This is a genomic window from Mycolicibacterium nivoides (assembly GCF_003855255.1).
GTDB lineage: Bacteria > Actinomycetota > Actinomycetes > Mycobacteriales > Mycobacteriaceae > Mycobacterium > Mycobacterium nivoides.
In genome coordinates this window covers 1,868,088-1,887,703 of sequence record NZ_CP034072.1, presented here as the reverse complement: position 1 = coordinate 1,887,703, position 19,616 = coordinate 1,868,088, and the positions used below count along the sequence as shown (strand labels likewise).

The window sequence follows — 19,616 nt, the reverse complement described above, 5'->3', positions numbered from 1 at the left end:
GATGCCTACGCTGCGGGCATGGACCGCCAGAAGGAATTCGTGCTGCGCACCCTGGAGGAACGCGATATCCGGTTCGTTCGGTTGTGGTTCACCGACGTCCTCGGCTACCTCAAATCGGTAGCGATCGCCCCCGCCGAGCTCGAAGGCGCCTTCGAGGAGGGCATCGGTTTCGACGGCTCTTCGATCGAGGGCTTCGCCCGCGTCTCGGAATCCGACACCGTCGCCCGGCCTGACCCGTCCACCTTCCAGGTGCTGCCCTGGACCACCAGCGCGGGCAAGCACTACTCGGCCCGCATGTTCTGCGACATCACCATGCCGGACGGCTCACCGTCGTGGGCCGACTCCCGGCACGTGCTGCGCCGCCAGCTGGCCAAGGCCAGCGACCTGGGCTTCACCTGCTACGTGCACCCCGAGATCGAGTTCTTCCTGCTGCAGCCCGGCCCGGACGACGGGTCGGTGCCCGTGCCTGCCGACAACAGCGGCTATTTCGACCAGGCCGTGCACGATTCGGCCCCGAATTTCCGCCGCCACGCCATCGAGGCGCTGGAGCAGATGGGCATCTCGGTGGAGTTCAGCCACCACGAGGGCGCGCCCGGCCAGCAGGAGATCGACCTGCGCTACGCCGACGCGCTGTCGATGGCCGACAACGTGATGACCTTCCGGTATCTGGTCAAGGAGGTCGCCCTGGCCGACGGCGTGCGGGCGTCGTTCATGCCCAAGCCGTTCGGCGAGCACCCCGGCTCGGCCATGCACACGCACATGAGCCTGTTCGAGGGCGACACCAACGCCTTCCACAGCCCCGACGACCCGCTGCAGCTGTCCGATGTGGCCAAGTCCTTCATCGCGGGCATCCTGGAGCACGCCAGCGAGATCAGTGCGGTCACCAACCAGTGGGTGAACTCCTACAAGCGTCTGGTGCACGGCGGCGAGGCACCCACCGCCGCCTCGTGGGGCGCGGCCAACCGCTCGGCGCTGGTGCGGGTCCCGATGTACACCCCGCGCAAGGCGTCGTCGCGGCGCGTCGAGGTCCGCAGCCCCGACTCGGCATGCAACCCGTACCTGACCTTCGCGGTCCTGCTGGCCGCCGGTCTGCGCGGCGTCGAGAAGGGCTATGTCCTCGGCCCGCAGGCCGAGGACAACGTGTGGAGCCTGACGCCCGAGGAGCGGCGCGCCATGGGCTACCGCGAGCTGCCGTCCAGCCTGGGCAACGCGCTGGAAGCCATGGAGAACTCCGAGCTCGTGGCGGAAGCGTTGGGGGAGCACGTATTCGACTACTTCCTGCGCAACAAGCGCGCGGAGTGGGAGAACTACCGCAGCCACGTCACGCCCTACGAGCTGAAGAACTACCTGTCGCTCTGAGTCGGGGGCGGCGCCCGAGCTTCGTGCGCTACCGTCGTGAACGTGCCCAAGCCTGCAACCGATCGCCCGAAACTGCCCAGCGTCGGTCGGCTCGGTCTGGTCCATCCGCAGGCGTCGGCCCACCTCGAACAGCTCGGCTGGAACACCGAGGCGTACGTCGAGTTGCTGTGGTCGCTGTCGCGCGCTCCCGACGCCGACGTAGCGCTGCTGGCCATGGTGCGACTGGCCGATGCGCTGGGGGCGGACGCGGACGAGCTCAACCGCCAACTGCTGACCGACCGGGCCTTGCGGGGCCGGCTGTTCGGTGTGTTGGGATCATCCCTGGCCCTCGGTGACCACGTCGTCGCCCACCCGCAGTCGTGGCGGTTGTTGATCGGCGACGTCGTACTCCCCGGTGTCGAGGAGCTGCACCGCGTCTTCACCGCTGCCGCCCGCAATGCCGAGATCGACAGGGGCACAAGCAGTGCCGTGCCCGCGCTGCGAGATCTCTACCGTGACCACCTGTTGGTCCTGGCCGCGCTCGACGTGGCCTCGACCGTCGAGAACGAGCCGGTGCTGCCGTTCGTCGAGGTCGCCGCTCACCTGTCCGATCTGGCCGACGCCGCACTGGGTGCCGCCCTGACGGTGGCCACCAGGGTCGTGTGTGAGGACGGGGTGGAGCCCCGGCTGGCCGTCGTCGCCATGGGTAAATGCGGTGCGCGCGAGCTCAATTACGTCAGCGACGTCGACGTCATCTTCGTGGGGGAGCCCGTCCCGGACGGAGATGGCGACGACAACCTGGCGACCGCAACCCGGGTGGCCGGCGAGATGATGCGATTCGCCGCCGATGCCTTCTTCGAGGTCGATGCCGCGTTGCGCCCGGAAGGCAAACGCGGCCAACTGGTCCGGACGCTGGACTCCCATGTCGCCTACTACCAGCGCTGGGCGAAAACCTGGGAATTCCAGGCACTGCTCAAGGCGCGTCCCGCCGCGGGCGACGCCGAACTCGGCAAGGCCTACATCGATGCCCTGATGCCCATGGTGTGGACCGCTTGCGAGCGTGAGGATTTCGTTCCCGAGGTGCAGGCGATGCGTCGCCGCGTCGAGGAACTCGTCCCGGCCGGGGTACGGGCCCGCGAGCTCAAGCTCGGCACCGGCGGCCTGCGTGACGTCGAATTCGCCGTCCAGCTCCTGCAATTGGTGCACGGACGCAACGACGACTCACTGCATGTGGCGTCCACCGTCGATGCGCTGGCGGCCCTCGGCGAGGGCGGTTACATCGGTCGCGACGACACCGCCAACATGACCGCGTCCTACGAATTCCTGCGGCTGCTCGAACACCGGCTGCAACTGCAGCGGCTCAAGCGCACCCACATGCTGCCCGACGACAGCGACGACGAGGCCTACCGATGGCTGGCCCGGGCCGCGCACGTGCGCCCCGACGGACGCCACGACGCGGCGGGGGTGCTGCGCGAGGAACTCAAACGGCAGAGCATGCGGGTGTCGCGGTTGCACGCCAAGCTCTTTTACCAGCCGCTGCTGGAATCGGTGGGCCAGCCGGCGGTCGGTATCGGTACCGGCATGAGCACCGAGGCGGCCGAACGTCAGCTCGCCGCACTGGGTTACGAGGGACCGCAGAGCGCGCTGACGCACCTGGCGGCGCTCACCGGCCAGGGCGGACGCCGTGCTCGGGTGCAACAGGTGCTGTTGCCGACGCTGCTGGACTGGCTCTCGGACACGCCGGACCCCGACGCCGGCCTGCTGGCCTACCGCCGGATCAGCGAGGAGTTGGCCGAGCAGCGCTGGTATCTGTCGACCCTGCGCGACGAGGGAGCGGTGGCCAAGCGGCTGATGCGCGTGCTCGGCACCTCGGCCTACATCCCGGAACTGCTGATGCGGGCCCCCGAGGTGATCCAGCTGTACGCCGACGGCCCCAGCGGGCCGAAACTGCTCGACGGCGATCCCGACAGCGTGGCTCGCGCACTCGTGGCCTCTGCCGGTCGGCACCCGGACCCGGTGCGCGGCATCGCGGCCGCACGCACGCTGCGCCGGCGGGAACTGGCCCGCATCGCCTCGGCTGACGTGCTGGGCCTGCTCGACGTGACGGATGTCTGCAAGGCACTGACCGCGGTGTGGGTCGCGGTGCTGGAGGCCGCGCTGAACGCGGTGATCCGGGCCAACACACCGGAATCCGGTGTGCCCGCGCGCATCGCGGTCATCGGGATGGGACGCCTCGGCGGCGGCGAGCTCGGCTACGGCTCCGACGCCGATGTGATTTTCGTATGCGAACCCGTCTCGGGCGTCGAGGAGTCTGTGGCCGTGCGCTGGTCGGTGAGCATCGCCGAACAGGTCAGGGCCCTGCTGGGGACGCCGAGCGCCGATCCGCCGCTGGAGGTCGACACCGGGCTGCGCCCAGAGGGGCGAAACGGACCGCTGGTGCGCACGCTGGCCTCGTATGCGGCCTATTACGAGCAGTGGGCCCAGCCGTGGGAGATCCAGGCGCTGTTGCGAGCCCACCGGGTGGCCGGCGATCTGGATCTCGGTGAGCGCTTTCTGCTCATGGCCGACAAGACCCGTTACCCCGCCGGCGGAGTATCGGCCGATACCGTCCAGGAGATCCGCCGCATCAAGGCCCGCGTCGACGCCGAACGTCTCCCGCGCGGCGCGGACCCCAACACGCACACCAAGCTGGGCCGTGGCGGCCTGGCCGACATCGAGTGGACCGTGCAGCTGCTGCAACTGCGCTACGCGCACAGGTTCCCCGCGCTGCACAACACCTCGACATTGCAGACCCTCGACGCGATCGGTGCGGCCGAGCTGGTCGCCGAGAGCGATGTCGCGCTGTTACGCGATGCCTGGCTGACGGCCACGCGGGCGCGCAACGCCCTGGTGCTGGTGCGCGGCAAGCCCACCGACCAGTTGCCCGGACCGGGCCGCCAGCTCAATGCGGTGGCCCTGGCGGCCGGCTGGGGCAGCGACGACGGCGGGGAGTTCCTGGACAACTATCTGCGGGTGACGCGGCGGGCGAAGGGTGTGGTCCGGAAGATTTTCGGCGGCGAGTAGTGCCCCGCGTGCGGGACGTCACAGTGGGTGGTGTTAATAAGGGCGTATAACCAATTCACTGGGAGTCCGGATGAAGCACACGTTCGACGTCATCACCGCGGCCGAGCACGATCGGCTCGAAGCCCTTTATGAGCCCTTCGCCCAGGCGATGCGCGAACTCGTCGACGCCGGAGTGCGCACCGAGGTGGACCCACAGACCATTGCCGAGGCGACCGCGGCCGTCGAAGCCGTCACCGCCTCACTGCGCCGCGAACAGCGCGACGGGCCGCACGCCGTGCTGCATGCCGAGACGAACCGGCCGGTCGTGTGGGCGAATCCGGTCGTCGGATTACGCAACGCGCTGGCCCCGCCGCTGGTGATCGAGCACGCCGAGGACGGCAGCTGCTGGAGTGAATTCGTGCTGGGCGCCGCCTACGAGGGGCCGCTGGGCTGGGTGCACGGTGGCATCTGCGCGTTGGTACTCGACCACATTCTCGGCGAGGTGGCCAGCGGCGGACTACACGAGCCGCGCTACACCGGGACCATCACGTGCCGATATCGCCGGGGCACGCCGCTGGGGCCGCTGCGCGCCGAGGCCTACATCGACCGGACCGAGGGCGTCAAAACCTTTGCGCGGGGCCATATCAGCGACGCCGACGGAATCACCGTCGAGGCTGAAGGGGTCTTCATCACGCCGGCGTGGGCGCGGGATGCCGGATGAAGATCTACGTGAGCATGGCCTTCATGGACACCCGGGAGGCCGTCGAGGTGGCCAGGGCCGCAGACGATCTCGGCTACGACGGGATGGGCATCCCGGATCATGTGGTCAACCTTGAGACGCTGAAGACTCCGTATCCGTACACCAAGGACGGCAAGCGCCGCTGGGAGGCGTTCACCGACTGGCCGGACCCGTGGGTGATGATCGGGGCACTGGCTCTGGTCACCACCCGGCTGAAGTTCGTCACCACGGTCTACCTGCCCGCGATGCGCGACCCGTACTCGGCTGCCAAAGCCATTGGCACCGCGGCCTATCTGGCCGGCGGACGGCTGGAACTCGGCATCGGGGTCGGGTGGTGCGAGGAGGAGTTCGAGCTGCTGGGGCAGCAGTTCGCGCGACGCGGCAAGCGCACCGACGAGATGCTCGAATTGATGAAGCAGCTGTGGGAGCCCGGGTGGACCGAGTTCTCCGGCGAGTTCTACTCCACGCCACGCCTCGAGATGGAGCCCACGCCGCCGCGGATCCCGATCTATGTCGGCGGGCTGTCCGATATCGCGCTGCGCCGGGCGGCGCGGCACGACGGCTGGATCGGCGATCTGATCTCCACCGAAGCCGCCTTGCAGCGAGTCGACCGGCTACGTGACCTGCGCGCCGAAAAGGGTTTGACGATGGATGATTTCACCGTCATCACACCGCTGACCGACGCCTTCGCCCCCGAGCACTACGCGCGCGCCGAAGCCGGTGGTATCCAGGGCATCATCACCATGCCCTGGATGTTCTACTCCGGGCCCGCCGCCACACTCGCCGAGAAGATCGACGGACTGAAACGGTTCCGCAAGGACCTCGCGCTGGACTAGGTGCGCCTACTGCGCGCCGCGTCCAACGCGTAAGCGCCACCACCGATTGCGGCCAGCAGCAGGAAGCCGAAGCAGTACAGCACGGCGAGTTCGCCGCCGTTCTCGATCGGCCATAGGCCGGTGGGCTGATGCTGGGTGAAGTAGGCGAACGCCATCTGGCCCGAGGCGATGAATGCGGCGATACGGGTGAACAGCCCCACCATGATGAGCAGGCCGAGCACCAGTTCCAGAACACCGGCGTACCAGTACGGCCAGGTGCCGACGGGCACGGCGCCGCTTCCCGAATCAACAGGCCAGGCGAAGAGTTTCGATGCGCCGTGGATGGTGAAAAGGAAACCGAACACGACACGGAACAAGCTGATCACAGCGGGCGAAAGCGAGCCCAGTCGAGTGTCCAATTTGGTCGTCATGTCCTGACAATACGCGCAGCTCGTAGAAAACTCACAGCTCGAGCAACACCGTTACCGGTCCGTCATTGACCAGTTCCACCCGCATATCCGCACCGAAAACTCCCGTTTCCACAACCGCGCCCAGCTTCGCGAGCGCGTCGGCAAATTCGGCCACCAGTGGTTCCGCGAGAGGGCCCGGCGCCGCCGCATTCCACGACGGTCGCCTGCCCTTGTCGGTATTCGCGTACAACGTGAACTGACTGATCACCAGGATGGGGGCGGCAACGTCAGATGCGGATTTCTCGCCGTCCAGAATCCGCAACTGCCAAAGCCTCTCGGCCATTCGCCGCGCCTTGGCGGCGTCGTCGCCATGGGTCGCCCCGACGAGGGCGAGCAGCCCCTGCGGGTTCGGCTCGATGACACCGACGACTTCGCCGTCGACCGTCACACTCGCCGACGTCACCCGCTGCACCAGAACACGCATCGGTCCATTGTGCTTTCGGCGCTGCGCAGGCCGCCGGCCGGGTGCCTACCCGAGGGCGGATCTGCCGTAGTTGTCCGCGTACGCGTTGGCCACCCCCGGGAGGATCTCGACGATGGTGAAATAGCGGTCCCACAGTGGTGTTTCGCGGAGCTCCTCGACCGCGAGCTCATACTCGTGCGGATCGGTGGTCTCCCACAGCAGGAGGTCGGTGACCCTGGCGGTGTAGAACTCCGTGTCGTACCAACGGAAATTCACCGCGGGATGGCGATCGAGTATCGGCTGCAGGTGCCGGGCCAACTCGTCGAAGCGTTTGGCCACCGGGAATCCGAGCCATTCCGGATTGGTCTTGACCAGCATGAAAACCGTGAACATGGCGAACCTCGTTCTCTCATAAGTGAATACGGCTGGAGAGAAACGAAAAGGCCAACGAATCTCTCCGTTGACCTGTGAGGTTGTCAGCACCGCGAGCGGTTGTGCTCGCGGTAGTTAGGTTAGCCTAAAACTGTGGCCCCCGGCAAGAGCCGGGGGCCACAGTCTGAACTCAACTACACGACGTGAACGACTTAGACGTCGCGTCGGCGGTGCCGACTTAAACGTCGCGTCGGCGGTGCCGACTTAAACGTCGCGTCGGCGGTGCCGACTAAACGTCGTAGTAGAGCGAGAACTCATACGGGTGAGGCCGGATCTGGATCGGCATGATCTCGTTCTCCCGCTTGTAGGAGATCCAGGTCTCGATCAGGTCCTCGGTGAACACGCCACCCTCGGTGAGGTACTCGTGGTCCTCTTCGAGGCGGTCGATCACCGCGGCCAGCGAGGTCGGGGCCTGCGGGATGTTGGCGGCCTCGTCCGGCGGCAGCTCGTAGAGATCCTTGTCGACCGGGGCCAGCGGCTCGATCTTCTTCTTGATGCCGTCGATGCCGGCCATCAGCATCGCCGCGAACGCCAGGTACGGGTTACCCGAGCTGTCCGGGCAACGGAACTCGAGGCGCTTGGCCTTCGGGTTGTTGCCGGTGATCGGGATACGGACACAGGCCGAGCGGTTGCGCTGGCTGTAGACCAGGTTGATCGGGGCCTCGTAGCCGGGCACCAGACGCTTGTAGGAGTTCACCGTGGGGTTGGTGAACGCCAGCAGCGACGGGGCGTGGTGCAGGATGCCGCCGATGTAGTGGCGGGCGATGTCGGACAGGCCCGCGTAGCCGGACTCGTCGTGGAACAGCGGCTTGCCGTCCTTCCACAGCGACTGGTGGGCGTGCATGCCCGACCCGTTGTCACCGAACAGCGGCTTGGGCATGAAGGTGACGGTCTTGCCGTTGGCCCACGCGGTGTTCTTGATGATGTATTTGAACAGCAACACATCGTCGGCCGCGTGCAGCAGCGTGTTGAACTTGTAGTTGATCTCGGCCTGGCCGGCGGTGCCCACCTCGTGGTGGCCGCGCTCCAGGGTGAACCCGGCGTTGATCAGGTTGGTCGACATCTCGTCGCGCAGGTCGACGTAGTGGTCGTACGGGGCGACGGGGAAGTAGCCGCCCTTGGGGCGGACCTTGTAACCGAGGTTGGCGCTGCCGTCGGCCTCGAAGGGCTCGCCGGTGTTCCACCACGCCGACTCGGAATCCACCTCGTAGAAGGTGCCGTTCATCTTGGAGTCGAAGCTCACCGAGTCGAAGATGTAGAACTCGGCCTCGGCACCGAAGTAACAGGTGTCGGCGATACCGGTGCTCGCCAGGTAGTTCTCCGCCTTGCGGGCCACGTTGCGCGGGTCGCGGGAGTACGCCTCACGGGTGAACGGGTCGTGCACGAAGAAGTTCAGGTTCAGCGTCTTGGCGGCGCGGAACGGGTCGATGCGCGCGGTGTCGGGGTCCGGCAGCAGCATCATGTCGGATTCGTGGATCGACTGGAAGCCGCGGACCGACGAGCCGTCGAACGCGAGGCCGTCCTCGAAGACGCTCTGGTCGAACGCCGACGCCGGGATCGAGAAGTGCTGGACGACGCCGGGCAGATCGCAGAAGCGAATGTCGACATACTCGACGTTCTCGTCCTTGATCAGCTTGAAGATGTCGTCGGACGTCTTTTCTGCCACTGAGTGTTCTCCTTTACTGGTAACCCGCGGGTTGACGCTAAGGACACGATGTTGCGCAGTCGTCAACCATATGTTGCGCGCAAGTTACGCGATGACCGTTCTTTGTGACGTGAGCTACTGACCGTCTCTCAACCGGCCCCGCCTATTCTTGCCCTATGGCGCGCACGATGGGAAGTTGGCTGTCCGGACCGGGACCTTTCGACGCCGGCGACGGCGAGGACGCGCTGGATGGCCGGGGGAAATACCCCGGTGAGCGCCTCGGCTTGCCCGAGTCCGGACCCGGCTCGCTGGCCCGGATGGGCCGGCGGCTCGGTGCGCTGTGCATCGATTGGCTGGTGGCCTACGGGCTGGCCGGTCTGGTGATGGCCCTGGGCCTGATTTCGCTGCCGATGCTGTCCACGGCCGTGCTGGTGATCTGGATGGTGCTGGGGACGGTCGCGGTGCGGCTGTTCTCGTTCACCCCGGGGCAGCTTGCTGTCGGCCTGGCCGTGGTGCCGGCCGACGGGCGCGATCGGATCGGCATCGTGCGGGCGTTCCTGCGTGTGGTGTTGATCGCATTGGTGATCCCGCCGCTGGTCTCCGACAGTGACCTGCGCGGCCTGCACGACCGGCTGACGTTCACCGCGGTCGTGCGGCGCTAGCGGCGTCGGTCCTGTCGCGTACGTAACGCCACGTCTGTCTGCCGTCAGACCGCCATGGCGTTACGCACGAGCAATGGCATCAGGGCCAAGTGTTCTTCGCGCAAGCGCTCGTCAGCGCCGGCGGACGGTGCGCTGCACACCGCGCATCTTCGCACCGCCGGGCAACGGGCCCTTGGGCATGCCGGCCGGGCCGGTCTTGGTGCCCAGCGCCGCCAGCCGGGACTCGATCGAGTCCATCTGCTTGACCGTGATGTTCGCCGGCAGCTTGTTCAGGTGGCGCTCCAGCTTGGACAGCGGCACTTCGTCCTCGCCGTTGCCGACCACGATGTCGTAGATCGGGATGTCGCCGACCAGACGCGCCGTACGCTTCTTCTCCTGCGCCAGCAGGGGCTTGACCCGAGTGGCCGAACCCTCGCCGACGAAGATCACGCCGGGGCGGCCGATCACGCGGTGCACGGCGTCGAAATGACCGGTCGCCGCGACACCGGGGGTGACCCGCCACTTGCCGCGAAGATTGTCCAGCGCCCAAGCCGCGGCACCCGTCTGGCCCTCGGCCTTGAGGTACACCGACTTCTGAGCCCGCCGGCCGAAGATGATGAAGGCGACGAGCGCGCCCAGCACCACACCCAGCGGGATGAGCGTGTACATCGTGAACCCGCCGATGAGCAGACCGGCAACCACCGCTGCGGCCACGATCAGCACGAACGCGCCGATCATGTACGGCAGCAGGCGCTTGTCCTCTTTGCGCTGGATCTGGAATGCCTGCCACAACTGACTGCGCCGCTGCTTGGAGGCCGCCTTACGGGCAGCCTTCGCCTCGGCCTTTGCCGCCTTCGTTTCTGCGGCATTGCGGGATTTCGCCATTACATCAGGATACGGGGGGCCGATCGGCGAACCGAACCCGCGCGGCCTGGGCATAGAGCCTGCCCGCGCGGTAGGACGAGCGCACCAGCGGTCCGGCCAGCACGCCGGCGAATCCGAGGCCCTCGGCATAGCCGGACAACGCGACGAACTCGTCGGGGTGCACCCAGCGCTCCACCGGATGGTGGCGCGGGGAGGGCCGCAGGTACTGGGTGATGGTGACGATGTCGCAGCCCGCCTCGTGCAGGTCGCGCAGCGCGGTGTGCACCTCGTCGATGGTCTCGCCCATCCCGAGGATCAGGTTGGACTTGGTGACCAGGCCGAAGTTACGGGCGGCGGTGATCACCTCGAGGCTGCGCTCGTAGCGGAACGCCGGACGAATCCGCTTGAAGATGCGCGGCACCGTTTCGACGTTGTGCGCGAATACCTCTGGGCGTGACTCGAACACTTCGGCCAACTGGTCCGGGTTGCCGTTGAAGTCCGGGGCCAGCAACTCCACACCCGTGGTCGGGTTGAGCCGCTTGATGTAGCGGACAGTTTCGGCATAGAGCCACGCCCCGCCGTCGGGCAGGTCGTCGCGGGCCACGCCGGTCACGGTGGAGTAGCGCAGCCCCATCGCCTGAACGCTCTCGGCGACCCGGCGCGGTTCATCGCGGTCCAGCTCGGCGGGCTTACCGGTGTCGATCTGGCAGAAGTCGCACCGCCGCGTGCACTGCTCGCCGCCGATCAGGAATGTCGCTTCCCGGTCCTCCCAGCATTCGAAGATGTTGGGGCAGCCGGCCTCCTCGCATACCGTGTGCAGGCCTTCGCGGCGCACCAGGCCCTTGAGTTCGGTGTACTCCGGACCCATCTTGGCCCGGGTCTTGATCCACGGCGGTTTGCGTTCGATGGGCGTCTGCGCGTTCCGCACTTCCAGACGCAGCAGCTTCCGGCCTTCGGGCACAACAGTCACAGATTCATCCTACGTTCAGAGCTACTTCGAGTCGGCCGTCGAGCGCGTCACACACCGCAGCGGCGACGCGGTCGGTGACGTCCTCGACGGTGATGCGGCGGCCGAGTTCGGCCGTCAGTGACGTGACGCCGGCATCGGCGATCCCGCACGGCACGATCGACGTGAACGCGGACAGGTCGCAGTCGCAGTTCAGCGCGAACCCGTGCAGCGTCGTCGCCCGGGACACCCGGATCCCGATCGCCCCGACCTTGCGGGCCGGCCGAAGTCCGTCCCCGGCAACCCACACGCCCGAGCGTCCCTCGACCCGACCGGTCTGCAATCCGAGATCCGCACACACGGTGATGAGTGCTTCCTCAAGACGCCGAACGAAATTCACCACATCGAGCGGTTCGGTCAGCCCGATGATGGGGTAGCCCACCAGCTGACCGGGGCCGTGCCAGGTGATCTTGCCGCCGCGGTCGGTGTCGACGACGGGCGTGCCGTCCACCGGGCGCTCGTGCGGCTCGGTGCGCTTGCCCGCGGTGTAGACGGCCGGGTGCTGGAGCAGCAGCAGCGTGTCAGGACCGCCGGCCACCCGGGCGTCGGCGATCTCGCGCTGTAGCTCCCAGGCGGCTTCGTAGTCGAGCGTGCCCACGCGCCGCACCTCGACGGGAACCGCGGCAGAGCGGATGGATGTCACAGCGTCGACGGTACGCCCCGGCTGCTCCCGGATGCCGGTCACAGGTCTTTGGGTGCGGTGGCGTAGGCCAGCGCCTCGCCCACCGTGTTGTGGTGGAACGTGAAGCCGGCGCGTTCCAGTGCGGCGGGGATGGCGCGCTGACCGATGAGCAGTCCTTCGTCTGCGATCTCGCCCAGCAGCGTGCGCAGCGCAAACCCCGGAACCATCACCGGCGTGGGGCGGTTGACGGCACGGCCCAGCGCCGCGGTGAACTCGGCGTTGGTCACCGGGGCCGGACCGGTGAGATTGACGGGGCCCGAAAGACTTTCGGTCGCCATCGCGAACAGCACCGCGCGGACCTCGTCCTCCAGGCTGATCCACGGAATGTACTGCCTGCCGTTGCCCAACCGGGCGCCCAGGCCCAGTGAGAACAACGGCTTGAGCCGGTTCACCATGCCCCCGGACGGGGCCATCACCAACCCGGTGCGCAACAGCACCACCCGCGCGCCGGCCGCGACGGCCGGCGCGGTGGCCGCTTCCCAGTCCGCGCACAGCCCGGCCAGGAACCCGCGACCCTCGGGCGCGGACTCGTCGGTCACCCGGTCCCTGGTGTCGCCGTAATAGCCGACCGCGCTCGCGTTGATCAGCACCGGCACCCCGGCGTCGGCCACGGCGCCGGCGAGTACCTCGGTGGGCCCGATCCGGCTGTCCCGCAGGCTCTGCTTGAAGGCGCCCGACCACCGCTTGTCGCCGACGCCGACGCCGCAGAGATTCACCACCGCGTCCACGCCCTGCAGCGCGCCTGCGTCGAACTCTCCGGTGTCGGGGTTCCAGAACAGCTCGTCGCCGTTCGATGGTGCCCTGCGTACGATCCGGAGTACCCGGCGATCGGCGGCACGCAGCGTTGACACCAGCGCCGAACCGATCAGACCGGATGATCCCGCTATCGCGATGACGGCATCCGCCACAGTGGGGAGCCCCTCCTAACGGCTCTTACAGCCCGAGGTCGGCCTCGAAAGCACCTTCTTCGAGCCTGCGCTTGATGGTGGTCACGAATCGGCCGGCGTCGGCGCCGTCGATGAGTCGGTGGTCGTAGGTCAGCGGCAGGTAGCACACCGAACGCACACCGATCGACTCGTTGCCGTATGCGTCGGAGATCACCCGCGGCCGCTTGACGATCGCCCCGGTGCCCAGCATCGCCGCTTGCGGCGGCACCAGGATCGGCGTGTCGAACAGCGCGCCCTGGCTACCGATGTTGGTGATGGTGAACGTGCCGCCGGACAACTCGTCGGGCTTCAGGTTGCCCGAACGGGCCCGCGCCGCGATGTCGGAGATGGCGCGCGCCAGCCCGCCCAGCGACAGGTCACCGGCGTTGTGGATCACCGGCGACAGCAGACCCTGGTCGGTGTCGACCGCGAAGCCGAGGTGCTCGGCGTCGTAGTAGGTGATCTCCTTGGTGTCCTCGTTGTAGCTGGCGTTGATGTTCGGGTGGATCTTCAGCGCGTCGATGACGGCGCGGGCGATGAACGGCAGATAGGTGAGGTTGACACCCTCGCGCTCGGCGAAGTCCGCCTTCGCCCGGGCCCGCAATGCCACGATCTTGGTCATGTCGACCTCGTGGGTCTGGGTCAGCTGTGCGGTCGCCTGCAACGATTCACGCGTCTTCTTCGCGGTGATCTGGCGAATCCGATTGGCCTTCTGCGTCGTTCCGCGCAGATGCGCCAAGGCCGGAGCGGGCGCCGCCGAGGTAGCGGGCGCGGCGGCCGGGGCTGCCGGTGCTGCGGGAGCCGGGGCCGGGGGAGCCTTTTTGGCCTCGGCGGCCGCGAGCACATCCTGCTTGCGGATCCGACCGCCGACGCCGGTGCCCTTCACCTCTGCGAGGTCGACACCGTTCTCCGCGGCCAACTTCCGCACCAGCGGGGTGACGTACGGCGAACCGTCCTCAGCGGCGGGGGCAGCTTCAGGTGCCGGTGCGGCCGGAGCGGCTGCGGGCGCCGGGGCGGCTGCGGGTGCAGGCTCAGGCTTCGGCTCGGGCTTCGGTTCCGGCTTGGGTTCGGGTGCGGGCGCCGGGGCAGGAGCCGCCGGGGCCGGAGCGGGTGCCGCCGGAGCGGGAGCGGGCGCAGCGGCCGGCGCGGCGGAAGCGTCCCCGATCTTGGCCAGCTCGCCGCCGACCGCGACGGTGTCGTCCTCCTGCGCGGTGATCGACAGCAGGGTGCCGGCGACCGGGGACGGGATCTCGGTGTCGACCTTGTCGGTGGACACCTCGACCAGCGGCTCATCGACGCCGACGGACTCGCCGACCTTCTTGAGCCAGCGGGTGACCGTGCCCTCGGTGACCGATTCGCCCAACTCGGGCATCACCACAGAAGTGGCTGACTCCGACGAGGCGGCCGGTGCGGCGGCGGCAGCAGGGGCTTCGCCAGCCTCACCGATGACCGCGAGCTCGCCACCGATCTCGACGGTGTCGTCCTCCTGGGCGACGATCTTCGTCAAGACGCCTGCGGCGGGCGACGGGATCTCGGTGTCGACCTTGTCCGTGGACACCTCCAGCAGCGGCTCGTCGATCTCGACGGTGTCACCCTCCTGTTTAAGCCAGCGGGTGACGGTCCCCTCGGTGACGCTCTCACCTAGCGCGGGCATCTGGACGGAGATGGCCATGTATTGACTCCTCGGACGGTCACTTGTGACGACTCGAACTCTGGCTTACCACAGCTAGGTGCACTGGGTACGGCACCTAGGTGGATTGTCGGAACCATCCTGTCACTGCAGCACCATTCGCACTCACTCAGGGTTGCTCCGAGCTCTGGCACTATCGAGTGAGGGTTTGCAGGGCAGTTCGCCGAACTTCCCCAGAGCTGAGGAGATCGTTCCGTTGGGGTTGTTCGATACGTTCCGTCAGGGTCGCTCGGCGCGCGGATCCGGCGGCGACACGGGCCAGGATCTGCGGTATCTGCAGCGCTGGGTCGCCGAGCACGTCGGTGTCGAGGCATTCGTGGAACCCCGCACCACCGTCACCGAGGTGACTGTCGTGTTGGTTGCTGCCGACGGCGAGTGGACCCGTCGCCGCGCCGGTGGTGAGGCCGGGGCACGCCGGCTCAGCGACCGGCTGCAGATCCCGGTGTACGACGTGCAGAAGGTCGGGTATCCGCAACGGATGCGCGACCACGACGCGCGGCGGCGCATCGAACGGGAGCGCGCCGTGCGTCAGGAACTCGGCGACCGCTAGAGTCGAAGCAGCCGATACCTCCGGTATTGGATACTGTTCGTTACAGATACCTCGTGGAGGGGTGGACTATGGAGCGCTTCGTCGTCAGCTCGGACGGAACCCGCATCGCGGTTTACGAACAAGGGGATCGGCAGCGCCCCACGCTGGTGATGGCGCACGGATGGCCGGACTCGCACGTGTTGTGGAACGGCGTGACCGGTGAACTGGGGGACCGCTTCCACATCGTGCGGTACGACAACCGCGGTGCCGGCGCCTCGGACGTGCCCAAAGCCGTCGCCGCCTACCGCATGGACCGCTTCGCCGACGACCTGTCTGCGGTGATCGACGCCGTCAGCCCCGGCCGCCCCGTGCACATCCTGGCCCACGACTGGGGATCGGTGGGGGTGTGGGAGTACCTGAGCCGCCCCGAGGCCTCCGAGCGAGTGGCGTCCTTCACGTCGGTATCGGGACCCAGCACCGACCACTACGGCTCGTTCGTGCGCGGTCGCTTGGCCCGTCCGTACCGGCCCATCCGGTTCGCCAAGGCGGTGAACCTGGCATCGCGGTTCAGCTACTGGATCCCGTTCTCGGTTCCCGTCGTCGCGCCCGCACTGATGCGGCGTGGTGCGGCTCGCCGACTGCAGGCCATCGACACCGCGGGCCCCAAATTCCAGTCCGAGACGCTCGACATCGATGCGGCGAACGGGCTGAAGATCTACCGCGCCAACGCGATTCGCTCATTCACGACGTTGCGGAGTGACCACTATGTGACGGTGCCCGTGCAGTTGATCTGCAACGACCACGATCCCGTGGTACGCGGGCACGGCTATGACGAAGCGTCGAAGTGGGTGCCGTTGCTGTGGCGTCGTGACCTGAAGGCCGGGCACTGGGCCCCGTTCTCGCACTGGCGCGCCATCGCCAACGCGACGGGCGAGCTGATCGATCACATCGAGGGCGCCCCGGCATCGCGTGCGCTGCGGCGCGCGCAGGTCGGCCGATCGCGGGAAACCTTCGGCGACACCCTGGTTTCGGTGACCGGTGCCGGCAGCGGCATCGGCCGTGCCACCGCGCTGGCCTTCGCGGCGCAGGGCGCCGAGATCGTGGTCAGCGATATCGACGAAGCCTCCGCCAAGTCCACCGCCAATGAGATCGCCGCGCGCGGCGGAGTGGCGCATGCCTACGGCCTCGACGTGTCCGACGCCGAGGCGGTGGAGAATTTCGTCGAGCAGATCTGCAGCGCCCACGGCGTGCCCGACGTGGTGGTCAACAACGCCGGAATCGGCCACGGCGGTAAGTTCCTCGACACCCCGGCCGACCAGTACGATCGGGTGCTCGACGTCAATTTCGGCGGAGTCGTCAACTGCTGCAGGTCATTTGCCCGACGCCTGGTCGAGCGCGGAACCGGCGGTCACATCGTCAACGTGGCCTCGATGGCCGCCTATTCGCCGTCGGCGTCGATGAACGCCTACTCCACCAGCAAGGCCGCGGTCTTCATGTTCTCCGACTGCCTGCGCGCCGAATTGGTCTCGGCGGGAGTCGGTTTGACCACGATCTGCCCCGGCGTGATCGACACCAACATCATCGACACCACCCGGTTCGACGTCCCCGCCGAGAAGCAGGGGCAGGTCGAGCAGTTGCGGGCCCAGACCAAGAAGGCCTTCGCCGCGCGACGCTACGGGCCGGACAAGGTGGCCAAGGCCATCGTCGCGTCCGTCGCCAAGGGCAAGGCGATCCGCCCCGTCACCCCCGAGGCCTATGCGGCCTACGGGGTGTCGCGACTGGTGCCGTCGGCGTTGCGCCGGGCGGCACGGTCGGGTTCGCTCTAGCCGTTTACTGCGGGTGCGCCGCCAGGTAGTCGCCGACCGGTATCGGCGATGCGGCGGCGTACCCGATGGGCAGCAGCACATCACCGGCGGTGGAGACGTAGTACACGTCCCAGCGGTAGAACGCGCGGAGGGCCGCCGGATCGGCGGCCATCGCGGCGGCGTAGTCGTTGACCGCCCGCACGTACGCGTCGGCGTTGTTGTACCGGAACAGGGCGTGATCCGGATCGTTCGCAAAACCGTTGGCGGCCAGGTAATTACCTGCCGCCATGATGCTGTCCCGGGGCGAGTGGATATCGCCGCCCATGCCGTAGGCCGCAAACGTCGACGGCATGAACTGCATTGGACCCTGGGCGCCGGCCGAACTGTCACCGGTCACGCTGCCGAAGTGCGTCTCGATCAGGTTGATCGCGGCGAGGTGGCTCCAGCCGACACCGGAGGCGACTTCGGCGTCACGGTAGGCGGCCAGCAGCTCCTCAACCGGCGGCGGGGAGTTGATCCGCCACGCGGGTAGGGCGCCCCGCGGTTCGGCCAGCGTGGCGAGTTGCCGCCGCGCATCGACGTTGCGGTCGTAGAACGCGATCAGTTCGGCCGGGATGCGCGGCCGGATGATCCCGTCCCATTCGGGGTGACGGCCGATCGCGCGGTAGGCCACCTGTTGGCGGCGGGCGGCCTGTGTCAGCGCCGGCTCCGGTGCCGACGGGTCGCGCAGCGCCCGCTCATCGGCAACGAGATCCTCCGCCAGCCGGACGGGGTCCGGAGCCAGGCGCGGTTGGACACCGGCCGGGGTGGCCGGTGTGGTGGTAGGTGCCGTCGTCGCGGCCGTCGCCGAGGTCGTGCTCGGGGGAGCGGCGGGCGGCGGGCTCGATGACCCGGAACATCCGGCGAGCACGGCGCCCGACGTGAACAGGATCGCGAGATTGTGAAGGAATCTCGCCGCTGTGTTCACGTCGGGCGCGCTCACTGTCCAACCCTCCGCAGCCGTGGCTCGATCAGCCGTTCGCGGCGATGTCCTCCAGGACCGCGAACATCGTGCGCGTCGGCACACCGGTGCCGCCCTTGGGGGTGTAACCCCATGGGCCCCCGGTGTTGTAGGCCGGCGCGGCGATGTCGATGTGCGTCCACTGGACACCGTCGGCGACGAACTCGCGCAGGTACGTGCCTGCCACGAGCATCCCGGCATAGCGGGACCCGCTGACGTTGGCCAGATCGGCCACCGTGGACTTCAGATCGTCCTTGAGTTCCTCGGGAAGTGGCATCGCCCAACCGTTTTCACCGACTGACTGCGACAGCGTCGCGACCCGGTCGCGGAACTCTTCGCTGCCCATCACGCCCGGCGTGCGGGAACCCAGTGCGACGGTCTGCGCACCGGTCAAGGTCGAGGTCTCGATCAGGTAATCCGGGTCGTCCTCGCAGGCCCGTACGATCGCGTCGGCCAGGATCAGCCGGCCCTCGGCGTCGGTGTTGAGCACTTCGACTGTGATCCCGCCGTATTGGGTGAGCACGTCGCCCGGGCGCTGCGCGGTCGCCGAGGGCATGTTCTCGGCCATCGGCACGGTCGCGATGACCTCGATCGGCAGTTTCTGTCTGGCGGCCAGCACCACGGTGGCGATGACCGCCGCCGCGCCACCCATGTCCGAGGTCATGTGGTGCATGTTGGCGGCCGGCTTGATCGAGATGCCGCCGGTGTCGAATGTGATGCCCTTGCCGACCAGCGCGACGCGCTTGCTCTTCTTGCCGGCGCCCCGGTGGATCAACCGCACCAGACGCGGCGGGCGCGAGGATCCCTTGCCGACGCCCACGATGCCGCCGTAGCCCGCCTTGGCCAGGGCTTTGTCGTCGAGTACCTCGACCTCAAGCCCGGCGGCCTCACCCAAAGCCTTTGCCTGCTTGGCGAATTCGTCGGGGAACAGGTGGCTGGGCGGGGTGTTGACGAAGTCCCGGGCAATCGCGACGGCCGAAGCGATGTCCTGCGCGCGCTGTACCTGCGCCTTTGCCGCCTTGGTGTCGGCGGTCAGTGCGGTGATCGCGGTCAGGCCGGCGTCTTTGGGCGCGGTCTTGGCGCTGCGGAAGTCGCTGAAGCGGTAGGCACCCAGGATCAGACCCTCGACGGCGGCTTCCAGATCGATGTCGGACAGCGTGGTGATAACCGTCTCGGTGCCGTTCAGTGACCGCGCGGCGGTGCCGGCAGCCCGGCGGATCACGTCGGCGGGCCACTCGTCGCGCGGCTTACCCAGGCCGACAGCCAGCACGCTGGCGACCGGGAGTGACGGCGCGAGCACCCTGGTGACCTGGTCGGCGCCGCCCTTCGCGCCGAGCGCTTCGAGCGCGACCTCGATCTCGCCGACCGACTCGGCGTCGAGGAACGGATTGCCGACGACGGTCGCTGTTGCGTCGTCATCCTGCCCGCTGACCACGGGAACGATCAGCACGGCGTCGCTCTTGCGTTTGGGCAGCGACGCACTGACGGTGACGTTGGGAACCTGGTAACCGGGATTTGCGGAGCTCACCCCGACCACCCTAGTCAGGCTGTCGCGGGCTCACCGGGTACGCCGCTACCGGGTCGTCGCC

At 67.8% G+C, this 19,616-nt stretch carries 18 protein-coding genes; 7 read left to right on the top strand and 11 right to left on the bottom strand.

Annotation, left to right across the window (positions count from 1 at the left end; all coding sequences use genetic code 11):
• Positions 1-18 precede the first annotated feature (18 nt).
• The 4 genes from glnA (EH231_RS09000) (at position 19) to EH231_RS08985 (ending at position 5,955) form a co-directional block, all read left to right on the top strand.
• On the top strand, positions 19-1,359 hold the full coding sequence (glnA, locus tag EH231_RS09000; RefSeq protein ID WP_036449413.1) for a type I glutamate--ammonia ligase: 1,341 nt from the start codon (positions 19-21) through the stop codon (positions 1,357-1,359).
• A gap of 36 nt (positions 1,360-1,395) precedes the next feature.
• Positions 1,396-4,401, top strand: coding sequence for a bifunctional [glutamine synthetase] adenylyltransferase/[glutamine synthetase]-adenylyl-L-tyrosine phosphorylase (locus tag EH231_RS08995; protein WP_124712253.1), 3,006 nt, complete (start codon positions 1,396-1,398; stop codon positions 4,399-4,401).
• A 70-nt stretch (positions 4,402-4,471) separates the two neighbouring features.
• Entirely contained in the window at positions 4,472-5,101 is a 630-nt protein-coding gene (locus EH231_RS08990; RefSeq protein WP_044523548.1) for a PaaI family thioesterase, read from the top strand.
• Positions 5,098-5,955, top strand: coding sequence for a TIGR03619 family F420-dependent LLM class oxidoreductase (locus tag EH231_RS08985; RefSeq protein ID WP_124712252.1), 858 nt, complete (start codon positions 5,098-5,100; stop codon positions 5,953-5,955). Before EH231_RS08990 ends, EH231_RS08985 begins: the two co-directional genes overlap by 4 nt.
• Here EH231_RS08985 and EH231_RS08980 read toward each other — a convergent pair.
• The 4 genes from EH231_RS08980 to glnA (EH231_RS08965) all read right to left on the bottom strand — a co-directional run bounded on the left by EH231_RS08980 (position 5,952) and on the right by glnA (EH231_RS08965) (position 8,905).
• Positions 5,952-6,365, bottom strand: a complete 414-nt coding sequence (locus EH231_RS08980) for a DoxX family protein (protein WP_090431295.1) — start codon at positions 6,363-6,365, stop codon at positions 5,952-5,954. The genes EH231_RS08985 and EH231_RS08980 overlap by 4 nt on opposite strands.
• A 31-nt stretch (positions 6,366-6,396) precedes the next feature.
• The gene (gene dtd / locus EH231_RS08975) at positions 6,397-6,828 is read right to left on the bottom strand and encodes a D-aminoacyl-tRNA deacylase (RefSeq protein ID WP_124712251.1); all 432 of its coding nucleotides are present in this window, start codon (positions 6,826-6,828) and stop codon (positions 6,397-6,399) included.
• A 45-nt stretch (positions 6,829-6,873) separates the two neighbouring features.
• Positions 6,874-7,200 (bottom strand): darcynin family protein, encoded by a 327-nt coding sequence (locus EH231_RS08970; protein ID WP_064884186.1) that lies wholly within the window; start codon positions 7,198-7,200, stop codon positions 6,874-6,876.
• 268 nt (positions 7,201-7,468) lie between these two features.
• Entirely contained in the window at positions 7,469-8,905 is a 1,437-nt protein-coding gene (glnA, locus tag EH231_RS08965) for a type I glutamate--ammonia ligase (protein ID WP_090431291.1), read from the bottom strand.
• Positions 8,906-9,060: 155 nt separating this feature from the next.
• Here glnA (EH231_RS08965) and EH231_RS08960 point away from each other — a divergent pair, with 155 nt between their 5' ends.
• Positions 9,061-9,546 carry an RDD family protein gene (locus tag EH231_RS08960; RefSeq protein WP_170856403.1) on the top strand — a complete coding sequence of 162 codons (486 nt, stop codon included), beginning with the start codon at positions 9,061-9,063 and terminating at the stop codon, positions 9,544-9,546.
• 111 nt (positions 9,547-9,657) lie between these two features.
• Here EH231_RS08960 and EH231_RS08955 read toward each other — a convergent pair whose 3' ends face one another.
• From EH231_RS08955 to sucB, 5 genes are read right to left on the bottom strand one after another with little or no spacing between them, the layout of a single operon-like run.
• Entirely contained in the window at positions 9,658-10,410 is a 753-nt protein-coding gene (locus EH231_RS08955; RefSeq protein WP_090431289.1) for a DUF4191 domain-containing protein, read from the bottom strand.
• Between the two features lie 4 nt (positions 10,411-10,414).
• Entirely contained in the window at positions 10,415-11,359 is a 945-nt protein-coding gene (gene lipA, locus EH231_RS08950; protein ID WP_124712250.1) for a lipoyl synthase, read from the bottom strand.
• A 4-nt stretch (positions 11,360-11,363) separates the two neighbouring features.
• On the bottom strand, positions 11,364-12,038 hold the full coding sequence (lipB, locus tag EH231_RS08945; protein WP_090432130.1) for a lipoyl(octanoyl) transferase LipB: 675 nt from the start codon (positions 12,036-12,038) through the stop codon (positions 11,364-11,366).
• A 38-nt stretch (positions 12,039-12,076) separates the two neighbouring features.
• Positions 12,077-12,985, bottom strand: coding sequence for a TIGR01777 family oxidoreductase (locus EH231_RS08940; RefSeq protein WP_124712249.1), 909 nt, complete (start codon positions 12,983-12,985; stop codon positions 12,077-12,079).
• Between the two features lie 25 nt (positions 12,986-13,010).
• A complete protein-coding gene (gene sucB / locus EH231_RS08935; RefSeq protein ID WP_124712248.1) occupies positions 13,011-14,675 on the bottom strand; it encodes a 2-oxoglutarate dehydrogenase, E2 component, dihydrolipoamide succinyltransferase in 1,665 nt (554 codons plus the stop codon).
• Positions 14,676-14,889: 214 nt separating this feature from the next.
• Between sucB and EH231_RS08930 the strand changes: the two genes are divergently transcribed.
• Both EH231_RS08930 and EH231_RS08925 read left to right on the top strand, forming a co-directional pair.
• Positions 14,890-15,243, top strand: a complete 354-nt coding sequence (locus EH231_RS08930) for an oxidoreductase (RefSeq protein ID WP_124712247.1) — start codon at positions 14,890-14,892, stop codon at positions 15,241-15,243.
• A 68-nt stretch (positions 15,244-15,311) separates the two neighbouring features.
• Positions 15,312-17,048: an SDR family oxidoreductase gene (locus EH231_RS08925; protein WP_124712246.1), complete on the top strand. Its 1,737-nt coding sequence runs from the start codon at positions 15,312-15,314 to the stop codon at positions 17,046-17,048.
• 4 nt (positions 17,049-17,052) lie between these two features.
• Here the strand turns inward: EH231_RS08925 and EH231_RS08920 are convergent, their stop codons facing one another.
• Both EH231_RS08920 and EH231_RS08915 read right to left on the bottom strand, forming a co-directional pair.
• Positions 17,053-17,958 (bottom strand): lytic transglycosylase domain-containing protein, encoded by a 906-nt coding sequence (locus tag EH231_RS08920; RefSeq protein ID WP_124714222.1) that lies wholly within the window; start codon positions 17,956-17,958, stop codon positions 17,053-17,055.
• A gap of 79 nt (positions 17,959-18,037) precedes the next feature.
• A complete protein-coding gene (locus EH231_RS08915) occupies positions 18,038-19,555 on the bottom strand; it encodes a leucyl aminopeptidase (RefSeq protein WP_124712245.1) in 1,518 nt (505 codons plus the stop codon).
• Positions 19,556-19,616 lie beyond the last annotated feature (61 nt).